Raw genomic sequence first — 12,740 nt, 5'->3', positions numbered from 1 at the left:
AGAAGCGCGGCAAGGCCAGCGGACAGGACGAAAGTTCTCTGCGGCATGGCATGTTACTCCCTCGATTAGGATGTGAGCGATCGGCGATGGTGCCCCGAACCACGCAAGGGCCGTGCCGAATCGAAAATGGGAGGTTCTGCAGGCACTTCGTATCGGGTGTGTAGGTCAAGTTGTCGACATTGGTCTGAAAGCTGACAATCGGCGCCGATAACCGACCCCGGCTCGTCTCGGCGGGCGGCATCGTCAACTTAATCGACCGCCGAGCCGAAGGAGGCGCTTTTCAAAGGTTCGAGATTCGGCGATAGCGCTTGTCGTGGAGATCTCGCCCAAGTCGCAAAGGCTCGCTCGCGCGAAGCACGACGGAAGTCGGCAGTGACGGCTTCGGGATAGGGGATGTGGAAAAGGTTCGCGACCTGATCGTGAACTGCCAGAAACCATTGAGCCCGACGGGACGATTTGAAACGCTTCATGATCCGCTCCTGTCGCCGCGTCGGCTGATGAGAATTCTCGGCCCGATTGTTGAGAGCTTTGTGCTAGCGATGTTCGACGTGAAAGCCCATCTTCGCCCTCGCAGCGCCGTAGGAACGGTGCTTGTCCGTGATCATCACGCGCGGCGGCGTGCCGGCGATTTCATGAGCCGCTGCGCAGCGCGCGAGTCTCTTCGGCGCTGGATCAAGACGTCGAGAACGAAGCCATTCTGGTCAACAGCGCGCCAGAGCCAATGTTGTTCGCCCGCGATCGAGATAACGACTTCGTCCAGATGCTATTTGTCACCGCGAGCGAGTGCGCGCTCGGGTATCCGATCGGAAAACGCCCTGCGGAATTTCCGTACCCACTGGCGCACGGTTCATAGGTCACGCCAATGCCACGCGCCGCCAGCATTTCCTCGACCATGCGCAAGCTTAAGAAAAACCGGAAATACAACCAAACGGCATAGCTGATTACTTCCGGTGGGAAGCGATGGCGGCGATAAAGAGGGTCCCGGGCGGTCGGCATGCCTGCTGTCTACCCCCTCGGCCGCTCCAATTCGTTAACTTGACGGTGCCGCCTAACCTGCGGCGACAAGCCGAACTGTACATCCGGGCCGCGCTAGGTTTGCATGCCCGATGGAAATGATATCTGTACTTTGCGACGTCATCGGAACCAAGGCCGATTGGCACGCCAATTGCTGGAATATGCTGAGGTAGAACACCACGATCGCCGAGAGGATATCAATGTCAAACCCTAATTGGTTCTCTTGGTTGAGTTTTCCGTTTTTCGCGCCACTCAGCGGGTCGGTGGTGCAGGACATCGCACCGAATTTTCACCGGCAAGTCGATAATGACGTAAGCGCTGAGATTGGCTTAGCTGAACAGCTGGTCATTCTTTCCAATGCCGTTAAAGAGCTTAGGGCGATGCTCGTAGGCATTGAGGAAACACGACCAGGCGCGAAGCTCAAGATCGCATCCGAGAATGTAACAACAGCAATGGGGCAGCTCACAGGGATGGAAGCAAAAGTAAACGAGATCAAACAGCGTCATAGCCAGGCCGCCGATCTGGAAGCTGAGCGCGCGCTAGATCGCCTGAAGGAGGTTAATCCCGAGGGATATGAGACGTTCATTCGTAAGCGCGAGAACCGCGCGAGCACTGGCGGAGATGCCGGAAAGTCGAACGGCGGCAAACGATAAGCCCATGCTGCACGGCAGGCGCAAGTTATTTGATCTCGCGCGGCTCAGCAAGGCGTCGATCGCGGCCGAGGCGGTCAAGCGCGTCGATGTTCTGTTCGCCATTGAGCGCGAGATCAACGGTCTTACCGCGCAGGAGCGTTTGCGTGTGCGCCAGGAGCGTAGCCGCCCCCTGATGGTCGAGCTGGAGGCGTGGTTGCGCGAGCAGCGCGCCAAGCTCTCCAGGAACAACGACACGACCAAGGCGATCAATTACTGCCTCAGCCGCTGGGCTCCGCGAGTTTGGTCTTCTGGCTGAGCAGACCAAGCTTGGCGCGCAGCCAGGGTTGAGGGAGAGACCAGATGAACGTCCACAAGAATGCGCCTTTGACGCCCAAAGGTCGAGAGGCGATGGTGCGGAGCGTAGTCGAGGGCGGGTTGACCCTGGCCGCCGCGGCTGACCTGTTCAACATATCGCCGAAGACGGTCGCCAAATGGGTCAAACGGTTCCGCGCAGAAGGTGTGGAGGGATTGCGAGATCACTCCTCCAGACCCCTTTCATCGCCAAGCCAAACCCCGCTCGCCACATGCACGGCGATCGAGGCCTTGCGCCGCCAGCGCCACACCGGCAAGCAGATCGCAGCCGAGATCGCGGTGTCGCCGGCCACCGTCAGCCGCGTCCTGCGCCGCCTGGGATTGAACCGGATACGCGATCTGGAGCCGGCCGAGCCGGAGCGTCGCTATGAGCGCGAGCACCCAGGCAAGATCATTCACATCGAAATCAAAAAGCCGGGGCGTTTCAAGCGGGTAGGACACCGCATCACCGGCGATCCGAGTGCTCCGAACAAGAGCCGCGGCGCTGGTTGGGATTTTGTCCACGTCTGCATTGACGATCATTCCCGCGTCGCCTTCTCCGAGATCAAACCTGACGAGACGGCGAACGGCGCTATTCCGTTGCTCATGGCGTACTACAAGAGCCTCGGCGTCATCGTCCCTCGTGTCATGACCGATAACGGCAGTTGCTATCAGTCGTTTGCCTTCCGCGACGCCTGCCGGGACCTCGGTATCAAGCACATCCGCACGAAGCCCTACACGCCCAGAACAAACAGCAAGGCCGAGCGCTTCATCCAGACCGCACTTCGGGAATGGGCTTACGCTAAGGCCTATCCGACATCAGATCGCCGCGCACAAGAGCTGCCGATCTGGCTGCATCAATACAACTGGCACCGGCCTCATGGTGGTATAGACTGACGAACGCCGATCAGCAGACTTGGGCTGACCAAGGACAACCTCTTGAGGCTCCACAACTAGGCGATGGCGGGGGCGTATGCCTAGGGAAAGTCGATCCGGTGAAAATCAGTCTGTACAACGCCGACCGATCGAAGCGATTGCGGCGACGGATCGCCTTGCAAGATCCGATCCGAAGAGGGGTGCGCTGAGGTGCGGCACAGACGAGCTCACCTGTGGGGAGCCAAGATTAACAGCGGTTGCCCTCGCAATGAAGTTACGAGAGCGTGGCGCTCAGCGCGCCGTCGTCTGGGGTAAAGGGGGCTTCGACTGGGCGACGGCGATCGTCGCAATTTTGAGGGCAGGATCAACGTACCCGCCGCTCGATCGCTCGTTACTGTCTTCGCGCACATCGTTCATGATCGAGCACAGCCCGCTATGCTCTGATTATTGGCGCAGACAGGACGGATTTGCTTCCCCGTTCCAAGGGAAAGACAAAGCTAATCGCGCAATTCATGCCGATACACGAGGCGCTCTGACGTTGTTATGCGAACCTGACCCGGTAGTTGGAACGGTGGAACTCAACCTCTCCATCGCGCCCGGCGCGTTGGTCATGACAAGGGAGGACCGCGAGTGCGGACGCAACAATCGGCCAACACCGTGACGAGCGAAACAAAGGTGTCGGTGCCGACATTGACGATGGCAGCGACGCTGCTTCTTGGGCGAGAGGCCCAATCGCAGAGATGCCGCTGGATTGCCGCCTCTACCCGTTCCGACTGCCTGTTTCCGCTTTGGAAATGCCGAGGTCCTACTCGGCGGCAGAGCTTAGCGGCCCTGACGGAACGCCTGCAGAGACCTTGTAGTCCTTTGGACGGCGCGCTGTCGGCACCCCGACTTGCTCGCCCTTTCAAAGTCTGGACGACGGCCTGTTTCGTGGCCGAGCGATTTGCGGGAACATCGACGCGAGCTGGCTCGAGGTCGCGAGGAATGCGACCTTCACCTCGCTGGCCCCTCCAGAGAATGGAGTCGAAGATTATCTTCAGTCCGGCGGGACCTTGCAAAACGCCGACCGGAGCCTCTCCGCGGTCCGGTCCGTGGCGCAATGGCCGCTGGGGTAGGGCGCCATCGCGATGCCCTTGGAACGCGTGCAGCAGAGCCACGCGAAGAGGTCAGGCGCGCTTGGCCGCCGCAGCTAGGACGACTGAACGGACGAGTAATCATGACCTTTGAGACACAGCATCCAGTATTCCAGGCTTTGCGCGAACGTCTATTACTCGGCTATTGGCTACCCGGCATGGCCTTGAAGCCGACCGACATTGCGGATGAGCTTCGCGTCGGTATTTCGCCTGTACGAGAGGCTTTGATACGGCTGACTGAGCGCGATGTGGTGCAAAATGTCAACCACAAGGGGTTCAGCGCTAGGCGGATCGACCCAGACCAAGCCATCCTATTCTGCAAGATGCTGTCACAAATGTATGTCGATAGCATCAGCAGCTTCACCAAGGCGAAGCTGATCGATAAGGTGGCGGCAAGCTTCTGCGATGAAATTAAGCCCATTTACGCGAGCAATGAGGATCCCGCGACACTCTTCTTGAAAGTAGGCGAGTGCTATCGGCGCGCTTTGCTGGTCAAACAGCATCGCCACATTGCGGATCACGTCGCAGACGTGGTTTATGTCTATCTTTCACGCGCAATGGGAACGCGTTCGTACTACGGCGATTTGCTTGTCGAAAGCCAAGGTATTAGCACCTTGATCATCGAAGGACAGCACAAGGCCGCAGTCCGTGCCGTCCGGGCCTACTTCAGACGCCGGATCACGGAAATTGTTCAAGCGCACGCGAGGCTTTCGCGGATGCCGAGCACGACAAATCTAACACGTAGTCATGTGGACTTATCACGCCCCGACGGTGCGTAACTGCTATGATCGTCGTGCCCGATGCGAGTTGTCGAAGTGCGTCGAAGATCCAGCCCTCGGTCTGCTCGTCCAGCCCGGCACTGGGCTCGTCGAGAAGCAACAACCGGGGCCTCGCGATGAGTGCACGGGCGATCGCAAGGCGCTGCCTCTCGCCGCCGCTTAGCAATTGGCCCCGCTCGCCGACGCGGTAGTCCAAACCGTTCTGCAAGGAAGTCACCTTATCAGCCAGATGGACGCAATCGAGTGCGTGAAGCACATCCGCATCGGAAAACGGGCGGCCCAGCAGAACGTTTTCGCGGATACTCAGATTCATCATCAAGGGCTCTTGGGGCACGTAACCTACGTACGCCAGGTAATCTTCCGGATCGAGCGTGGCCAAGTCCAGGGGGCCAATGCGCACCAGGCCGCTGTAGCCTTGATGCATTTTTAGCAGGAGTTGCATAAGCGTGGATTTGCCAGCACCCGACCGTCCGATGATGAAGTTGATGACGCCGGGCTTGAACTCGCCCGTTATCTCAGAGAGGAGCGGCGAAGCGCCTCGTTCATAACCAAACGAAAGCGCGCTGATAGAAACGTTGAGTGAGCCCAATATCGGCATGGCACGCCTGAGCATAGCGGGTCGCACCGCTGGCGCATGTGCATCAAGCAGCTCCTGCAGCGGCCCAGCCATGCCACGCGCAACGGTGATGTCCCGCATTGACATGCCGATAAGCTCGAAAGGCCGGTTCAGTTGAACGAGGATCATGCTCACCATGACGAGCCCACTTATCTCGCCTGACCGGTCATAGAGCCACAGCAAAAGCCCCAAGATCGAGGCATACTGAACGAACAAGAAGGTGGATTGCAAAGCGCCATAGCGCAACCGGACGCTATAGAAAGTAAGCCAAGCTCGGCGCGTGGCGGCTGTCTGGCGATCATACAGCTCAGCTATCCAAGGTTGAGCGCGGAACACGCGAATCGGAACGATGTTCTCGATCGCACTTCCTAAAAGGTTCGAGCTCTCATTAGTCGAAGCCTGCGCTTGAGCTTGATACACCTTTGTAACCCTATTGCTCTTCCATGTTGTCAGTACGAGCACGGCGCCGTAGGCTAAGATGAACAACGCCACCACCCAATTCGCTGCTCCTCCGACGGCAAGGAACGAGAACGCAACATCGGCGACCCCGCCCATTAGCACCATCGAATAGAGCTGAATGTAGATCTTGTTGGACTGGTGCCAACTCTCCACAATTGCCGAAAGCTTGCTCGGATTGTTTTGAGCAAACAGCGATAGCTCGGCAGTCGCCAGAGCGGTCATGATCTTCTTGCTGGAGAGATTGCGAACGTGCTGTTCCAGCCTGTTCGATAGAACCACCTTGACGTCTTGCAAGCACCGAGCAAGCGCGGCCGTAACGGCAAACAGCCACAACAAACTGAGCGTGTAAAGCGGCGGCGCGCTGACCAGCCGGGCGACAGCCCGTGAGAACAAGAGCGGCCCGGCGACCGCGCAGCCGGACGCTACAGTGGTCGTGAGCACGAAACCCGCGACAAGAAGGCGGGAAGATTGCATGCTCGTCTTGATGACGTCCCATTGGAGCGGGGGCAAGGGCGGCTTACCCGAGTTCATAACGATCCATCCAATCGGCAACAGCGCATACCCGAACGAGCGCAGACGCTGAATCGTAAGACAAATTATCGATAGCAGTACGGAGCAGATCACGGGAGATCAAGCCGTGCCGATACAATGCACTACGCTCGACACGTGCCGCCAAGGCACCATATTTGTACCGAGTTAGCAGATCGCGCCCGGCACCTTTGCCAAGTCGATAGTAGATCACGTCGGGCAAGTCTTCCCGGAAGGCCTCGCGCTCAAGTGCGCGATCAATTCCATTTGAGCAGTGATTTCGGCGAGCCGCGAGAAGTCCCGCCTTGATGAGCGGCCAGAACACAAAGGCCTTTCGCTCTTCTACCGCAATGTCTCGTAGTGCGATGCGATTGAGCTCTGCATTACGCATGCCGAAGAACTGAAACAGTCGCGTCGTCGGCAGGTGGCGTAGGGCCCTAGAGCCCGGTACGAGCTCTGCTCGGACATCCGGCCGTGCTGATGCGACAGGCGACTGCGGAAATCGAAGATCACCGAACATGTGCCGGCGTAAGTCCCGGCTGCTCTGGCCGGTGATCACGTCGCCAAGAACACGCCAGACAGACGCTCGGGCCTGGATCGCAAGGCCGGCGAGCTCGCGCAATGTCTCTCGTGGCGATCGGGCTTCGGCAAGCAGCTCTCTGGCCATCGTCAAGCGGCGCATTCTGAGAAATAGTTGATCGCCTCCATCCCCTGTCAACACCAGACGCGATCCTGCAGCCTGCGCAGCCTCGTGAAGTTGAGCTGTCGTGGCGATCGTGGCCGCTAGCTTACAAGGTCGCGGCGTTGGAGCCAGCAATTCTGATGACAGGTCGGTCATCGACGAGCGAGCATTCGTTTCGACATAGGTTGGCACGCCGCGCGCCCGCTCGGCCAGCGCGGCAAAAAAGAAACGTTCGTCACCCTTGACGTCCGTCTCTGAGTAGCTGTTCAGGAGGGAGAGGGACCTATCTCGATGGAGGTCGGCCGCTGCCAATGCCACGACCGATGAATCAAGCCCCCCGGAACATTCAATGCTAAAACCACCGCCATATCGGCGCGTTTTGTGAGCGACGCTCGCCGAGATCAATCGGCGAAAGCTGGCCACATCATCCTCGAAAGAGACCGCGGTTCCCTTGAGCCTGGCTACGGCGCTCGCCAGAAAGTCGACTTGCTGAAAGCTCCCCCTTGAGATGATGAGGGCCGCGCCACTCAGCAGCTCGAAAACCCCACACAACCCTGTTTCCGGGGTCATCCAGGACGTGTTGCACATTAGTCCAATCAAATAGTCAAAGTTGAAGGCGTGGCGTTGCGCCAAGACGGCATCTGGCAGCTTCAGTCCTGCCCAACACTCAATTACATCATTTCTGACTTGGTAGAAGATGGAGATCTCCGAGAAAGGGGGGCGTACGATCGCAGTGCCACTCGGCGCGCGAACAATGAAAGCCGCATCGCCAGCGTACCGCTCCTGCAGCACAGCTACAATCTCCGGCAGAGACGTGCCTTTGAAGTGTGTTGGTTCCAATTCAGTCGGCTCGCCGGTCTTGGCGTCAACAATATCGTTGAGCACCGTGATTTCAACGCGGCCGTTTACAACGATGCTGGCAAGCTCCTTGACTGAATCCAGGAGCCCATCGGCGTTCAGTCTCATTACGCGAATCTCAAGATGACGCTGTAGTCCTCCACAGCCCGCCTCGTGTCGTTCAAAATGAGGTCGCCCGATTGCAGCCAAGCGTGGGCACTGAACGGTGGCTGCTTCACACCCACGAGGAGCTCGAGCGATGCGATGTAGGGATAGAAAAAAAGATATCCACCTACGGAATCCTCAAGACAGCGCGGGCGGCGTAACCGAAGATTGCGCAGATGCTGGAATACGCTGGCGTAGCAATGGATCGTTTCGCCTCCCACAGGTGCCGTACCGTGACGTGATGCACGCAGAAAGTCGAGTTGACAAGCGATGCTCTGGCTGCGAATGAGGCGGGCAGCATGAGCCGCACGCGCATAGCGCCACACCAGATGGAGGGGCGGGACGAAGGCTGGCAGTGAGTTCAGACAATCGCGCAACCTTGCTGTCGTCTCAGTCAGCCGTTCACGCTCCTCCGGACAAGCTACAGATGTGCTAGCCATGCTGTAACGATTGGATTGCAGGTCGAGGCTGATCCAACGGCCGTTAGACCACGCATGAAATACGTTGCTCACAGCAGCGATCCTTCTGCCCACCGCGCCGTCAAATTGATGGGATGGGCCGAAGCCCATCCCATCAAGCGGTCCACGTCAATCGTTTGGGTAATAATCGTCCGACGTAGGTTCATAGGTCCAATCGCCCCCGAAGCCTTTCGTGAGCTCGGTGGCATCCCCGACGTCCTGCGCTGTGTCATTGATAGTCGTTGTATTCATCGACTTCTCCTTATTCATCGCATTCTCCTAGGTGACTGGCCTATCGCCAGCATGCGCAGCCTAGCATCGTGAAATAAAATAGGACTTCTATATTCTGAATATGATGTCGATCGATTCGAAGAATCGTTTGACGTGGTAGAAAGTTGCGGGAATTTGGGCGACGAGGCGATTAGGCGGCGCGTTTGTGGCCAGCCGGCCGAAGGTACGATGAACGGGCGATTCAATCACCTGTGATAAGGCGTATCCCTGATCCTTCCAGGATTAGTTCGAGGAGAAGGTTTCATCGCCTGTTTTCATCAAAGCCGCGTCTTAAAAACTCCAACGGGCGTTAACCGCAGGCCTCAGGCTCAATCCTGGTTGAAAATCGCTCGGGCTCACGACAACGATCCGAGCATGAAGCGCAGCCGCTTTTCCGACGCGGTGCTGGAGTTCGGCTGTCTGCAAAGGCTGGCAGCGGCACCGCGCGCGGCACTCGAGTTGCGAGGGTGTGGCGGCGTCTGTGTCAAGCGCGGTGATCGAAATTGCCATTGGCGAGGTGATCGTGCGCGCCGGCTTGGACGTCGACGGGGCGCAGTTGCAGCGGGTGATCCGGGCGGTCCGTTCGGCATGATCCCCTCCGGCGTGAAGGAGTTCTTGGCCAGCCATCCAGTCGACTTCCGCAAGGCCTGTTCGGGCGGACCGCCGCCCTTCTTCCACGGCAGCAAGGACACGCCTTCTGATCGTCGGGCAGGTCATACTCGACGCGCTCTTCTCAAAGCGCAGGTGGATCGCATCATCGATAAAAAGTAAGCGGCATGAGGCCCCCACCTCGCCATAGCGAGGCTCGCCTGCGATACAGCCTGGCATGAGCTGACGGTGGAGGTGCAGCGATGGCAAATGCCATGCTTGATGTCAGGCAGGAAGGTGACTCCTATCGTCGCGTCGAGGTGATCACTGGGGAGCGCCGACGGCGACGGTGGACGGGCGAGGAGAAGGCCCGGATCGTAGCGGAGAGCTTTGCGGAGGGGGCGAACATCTCCGAGGTGGCGTCGGCACAATGGCGTTTCCCGCGGGCTGCTCACGGCGTGGCGACGCCAATCAACGAAAATCGATGGCTTCCTTCACGTCCAGGGTAACCGACATGAGCTCCCACGCCTGCGGGATCAGCGAGCGCGAGCGTAGCGGATCGGCATCCAGTATTGGCGCAAGACCTCGACGGCCGCCGGAATATCGGCGTAGGCGTTACGCAGATACCGGGTGGGACCGGGTGGGCGGAAGCTACGCGATTGCAGCATCGATCGCGCCAGCACCGGTACGCTCACGCGCGCAGCGGAAAAAGATATCAGTCGACGAGGACTATTCCAATCGCGACGGCTACGACCCGCGGTTCGTGAGCGGCGTGACGTTCCCGCTGCCCACGCCGGTCGGCAAACTGGCGAAGCAGCTCGCTCCCTTGCGGGCCGGCGAACAGAACGCCGAGGCCGGTGAACTGAAGTATGAGCACTTCGGCATCAAGATGAACAAAGCCAAGAAGATGGCTCCCTTCACGGCCACCAACATCGACGGCAAGAGTTTTCTGAATGTGGATCGCTCCACGGGGAGGTCACCGATGGCGCCGAAGGAGAAACGTGGTACGGCAACCCCCGCATCGGCGCGAGCTTCTTCATCGACCAGACCTTCTATTCTGGTTGGTCCAATCTCTTCGACAGGAGCCATCTAACTCGCCGGATGGACCCGGACTGGGGAAGGAAGGAGGAAGCCGAACGCGCGAATGCGGACACCTATGATTTCACCAATTGCACCCCGCAGCACTTCCGCTTCAACGAGAGCACCAAATTCTGGCAGGGCGCCGAGCAATACGTCCTCGAAAACGGAGCCATCGCCGAAGAGACCGCCAACCGTATCTGCGTCTTTCAGGGGCCGATCTTCGATGACAAGGTTGATCTTTGGGCGAACGACATCCAGATTCCGTCGTCGTTTTTGAGGTGATCGCCTGGAAGGGCAAGAACGGCGTGAAATCGGTCGGGCTCGTCGTCGATCAGCGTCAACTGCTGTCCGAACCGCGCAAGAGAGGAATTCCGCCGAAGCCGCCGGCCTTCGTCGACGTCTCTCATGGGCGAATGGCCGTCACCGAGATGACTTCTGAATCCGGCATAAAAGCGGGCAATGTGCCCAGGCGGAGAGCCGAGCAAATTGGATTTCTCTGCTTTTGTTATTTTTCCTATTCACGTAGGCTCGGGTTTTCGCAGGAGGCGTTAATTTGAAATCGCTTCAAACAAATTTGCTTTATGCGCTGATGTTGTCGTCGATCGCGATCTGCGCAAGCAGTGATGGCTTCATACAAAGTGTCGGGCCATCTGCTGCCTCTCCGCCTAATGGGCTTCCTGCTTGGGCCTTCTTGTGGGATCCGACTGTCAAAGTGCCCCCACCCGACGACAAGCCCAATCCACTCCCGGGCAGCAGCGCCGCATTCAGCTGGAAACAGGCGCGCGATCTTTTCGTCGTGCCCGACTGGCATCCGGACGCCCATCCTCCGATGCCGGACATTGTCGCGTACGGACGCAAGCCCAACGTTCGCGCTTGCGGATCATGTCATCGCGTCGAGGGGACCGGTCGTCCGGAGAATGCAAGCCTCGCCGGCTTACCCGTCGCATATTGTCCAGCAAATCACCGACTTTAAGAGCGGCTCCAGAAATATGTCCGGCCCCCAGAGGCCTTCCACCCAATTGATGTTGGCGTCAGTCAAAGACTTAACTGACGCCGAAATTCACGCCGCAGCGGAATATTTCGCTGCGCTTAAACCCAAGCGGGTTATCAAGGTCGTCGAGAGCGAGACGATCCCGAAAACGGCCCCGTCGCGCTTATTTTACGTGAAGAGTTTGGATGGCGGCACCGAATCGCTCGGCCAGCGCATCGTCGAGATGCCGGACGATGTCGACCAGTTCGAACTTCGCGACTCACGAGCTACGTTCACGGCTTATGTGCCGGTTGGGAGTGTGACGAAGGGAAAGGCACTCGCGACGACTGGTGGATCGGGAACGACCATAGCCTGCAATCTCTGTCATGGGCCGGAATTGAAGGGCTTCGACTCTGCTCCACCGATCGCAGGGCGCTCACCAACCTACATCGTGCGCCAACTCTATGAATTCCAGCACGGCGGCCGGGCAGGCGGCGCAAGCTCCCAAATGAAACAGACTGTCGAGAAGGTCTCTCAGGACGAGATGATCGCCCTTGCAGCTTACATCGGCTCGCTGGATCCCTAAGGATACGGCTGTGAGACAAAATCATGACCATCTCCCAGTTTCGGCAACTTGCCGCCTACAATCGGTGGGCCAATGCGCGCCTGTATGCTGCTGCACTTGATCTATCGGATCGGGCATATCGTCTTGACATCGGCGTCTCCTTCGGCAGTCTGCACGGCACATTAAACTACTTGCTGCTGACCGACCGCCTTTGGCTGAGACGGCTGACCGGAGAAGGCGACCAACCGGATCGTCTTGACGCTATTTTGTATGAAGACCGTGTCGAATTAACCCAGGCGCGGATCGATGAAGACAATCGGTTGATGGCGGTTGTCGATCAGTACGACGAAACGACGCTTGCCAATCTCCACGGCTACAAGACAACCTCCGGGATGCCGCAGTCTCAGGTCCTTGCGGATATTCTGTGGCACCTGTTCCATCACCAGACGCATCATCGCGGACAAGCACATGCGTGCTTATCGATCCTGACGGGTGGCGAACCACCTTCGCTCGACTTGCTGGTGTTTCAGCGGGGCGGCACTTGCCCCGACCTCAAAACACTGATCCGAAGGGTAGAGCGAATTGTCTGCCGTTGCGTCGCGAACTTTCAGTTATGCTCAGCGCCATCCCTGCCGCCGGCGTGGGACAATGTGCCGCCACGAGCACTATTTTCCCTCCGGCAAAGCGTTTTTGAATTCAGCACCGACTTCGCCGGTTCCGTCTGAGGCGATGACAGA

General features: G+C 58.4%; 14 protein-coding genes and 2 pseudogenes. 11 read left to right on the top strand and 5 right to left on the bottom strand.

The genetic code is table 11. From position 1 onward, the window contains the following. Positions 1–248: 248 nt before the first annotated feature. Positions 249–996 (bottom strand): annotated as a pseudogene (locus V5279_RS03645) (IS6 family transposase). 218 nt (positions 997–1,214) lie between these two features. Here V5279_RS03645 and V5279_RS03640 point away from each other — a divergent pair. The 4 genes and pseudogenes from V5279_RS03640 to V5279_RS03625 all read left to right on the top strand — a co-directional run bounded on the left by V5279_RS03640 (position 1,215) and on the right by V5279_RS03625 (position 4,785). Beyond that, positions 1,215–1,667, top strand: coding sequence for a hypothetical protein (locus V5279_RS03640; RefSeq protein WP_338695176.1), 453 nt, complete (start codon positions 1,215–1,217; stop codon positions 1,665–1,667). A 10-nt stretch (positions 1,668–1,677) separates the two neighbouring features. Further along, a pseudogene (locus V5279_RS03635) lies at positions 1,678–1,938 on the top strand (IS66 family transposase); the annotation flags it as partial. Positions 1,939–2,006: 68 nt separating this feature from the next. Then, entirely contained in the window at positions 2,007–2,894 is an 888-nt protein-coding gene (locus V5279_RS03630; RefSeq protein WP_338695174.1) for an IS481 family transposase, read from the top strand. Between the two features lie 1,195 nt (positions 2,895–4,089). Continuing rightward, positions 4,090–4,785 carry a GntR family transcriptional regulator gene (locus tag V5279_RS03625; RefSeq protein WP_338695172.1) on the top strand — a complete coding sequence of 232 codons (696 nt, stop codon included), beginning with the start codon at positions 4,090–4,092 and terminating at the stop codon, positions 4,783–4,785. Here V5279_RS03625 and V5279_RS03620 read toward each other — a convergent pair. The 4 genes from V5279_RS03620 to V5279_RS03605 form a co-directional block, all read right to left on the bottom strand. Beyond that, the gene (locus V5279_RS03620; protein WP_338695170.1) at positions 4,685–6,391 is read right to left on the bottom strand and encodes an ABC transporter ATP-binding protein; all 1,707 of its coding nucleotides are present in this window, start codon (positions 6,389–6,391) and stop codon (positions 4,685–4,687) included. The genes V5279_RS03625 and V5279_RS03620 overlap by 101 nt on opposite strands. Next, positions 6,378–8,036, bottom strand: coding sequence for an asparagine synthase-related protein (locus tag V5279_RS03615; protein WP_338695168.1), 1,659 nt, complete (start codon positions 8,034–8,036; stop codon positions 6,378–6,380). The genes V5279_RS03620 and V5279_RS03615 overlap by 14 nt, the downstream gene beginning before the upstream one ends. Then, positions 8,036–8,584 (bottom strand): lasso peptide biosynthesis B2 protein, encoded by a 549-nt coding sequence (locus V5279_RS03610; RefSeq protein ID WP_165126739.1) that lies wholly within the window; start codon positions 8,582–8,584, stop codon positions 8,036–8,038. Before V5279_RS03610 ends, V5279_RS03615 begins: the two co-directional genes overlap by 1 nt. A 75-nt stretch (positions 8,585–8,659) precedes the next feature. Beyond that, a complete protein-coding gene (locus V5279_RS03605; RefSeq protein ID WP_338695165.1) occupies positions 8,660–8,800 on the bottom strand; it encodes a hypothetical protein in 141 nt (46 codons plus the stop codon). A gap of 375 nt (positions 8,801–9,175) precedes the next feature. On the opposite strand from V5279_RS03605, the gene V5279_RS03600 reads away from it, so the two are divergent. The 7 genes from V5279_RS03600 (at position 9,176) to V5279_RS03570 (ending at position 12,728) form a co-directional block, all read left to right on the top strand. Beyond that, the gene (locus V5279_RS03600) at positions 9,176–9,571 is read left to right on the top strand and encodes a hypothetical protein (protein ID WP_165126745.1); all 396 of its coding nucleotides are present in this window, start codon (positions 9,176–9,178) and stop codon (positions 9,569–9,571) included. Positions 9,572–9,651: 80 nt separating this feature from the next. Next, entirely contained in the window at positions 9,652–9,897 is a 246-nt protein-coding gene (locus V5279_RS03595; RefSeq protein ID WP_338695162.1) for a transposase, read from the top strand. A gap of 131 nt (positions 9,898–10,028) precedes the next feature. Next, complete coding sequence (locus V5279_RS03590; protein ID WP_338695160.1) at positions 10,029–10,481, top strand: hypothetical protein; 453 nt, start codon at positions 10,029–10,031, stop codon at positions 10,479–10,481. Next, positions 10,409–10,750 carry a DNA/RNA non-specific endonuclease gene (locus V5279_RS03585; RefSeq protein ID WP_338701830.1) on the top strand — a complete coding sequence of 114 codons (342 nt, stop codon included), beginning with the start codon at positions 10,409–10,411 and terminating at the stop codon, positions 10,748–10,750. The genes V5279_RS03590 and V5279_RS03585 overlap by 73 nt, the downstream gene beginning before the upstream one ends. Then, positions 10,747–11,025, top strand: a complete 279-nt coding sequence (locus V5279_RS03580) for a hypothetical protein (RefSeq protein ID WP_338695158.1) — start codon at positions 10,747–10,749, stop codon at positions 11,023–11,025. Before V5279_RS03585 ends, V5279_RS03580 begins: the two co-directional genes overlap by 4 nt. Positions 11,026–11,385: 360 nt before the next feature. After that, positions 11,386–12,024 carry a c-type cytochrome gene (locus V5279_RS03575; protein WP_246709426.1) on the top strand — a complete coding sequence of 213 codons (639 nt, stop codon included), beginning with the start codon at positions 11,386–11,388 and terminating at the stop codon, positions 12,022–12,024. A 23-nt stretch (positions 12,025–12,047) separates the two neighbouring features. Further along, the gene (locus V5279_RS03570) at positions 12,048–12,728 is read left to right on the top strand and encodes a DinB family protein (protein WP_338695153.1); all 681 of its coding nucleotides are present in this window, start codon (positions 12,048–12,050) and stop codon (positions 12,726–12,728) included. Positions 12,729–12,740 lie beyond the last annotated feature (12 nt).

The organism is Bradyrhizobium sp. 26S5 (assembly GCF_036923295.1).
Taxonomy (GTDB): Bacteria; Pseudomonadota; Alphaproteobacteria; order Rhizobiales; family Xanthobacteraceae; genus Bradyrhizobium; species Bradyrhizobium septentrionale.
Note: the sequence above shows the minus strand (reverse complement) of the source record. Positions and strands in the feature narration are given on the sequence as shown.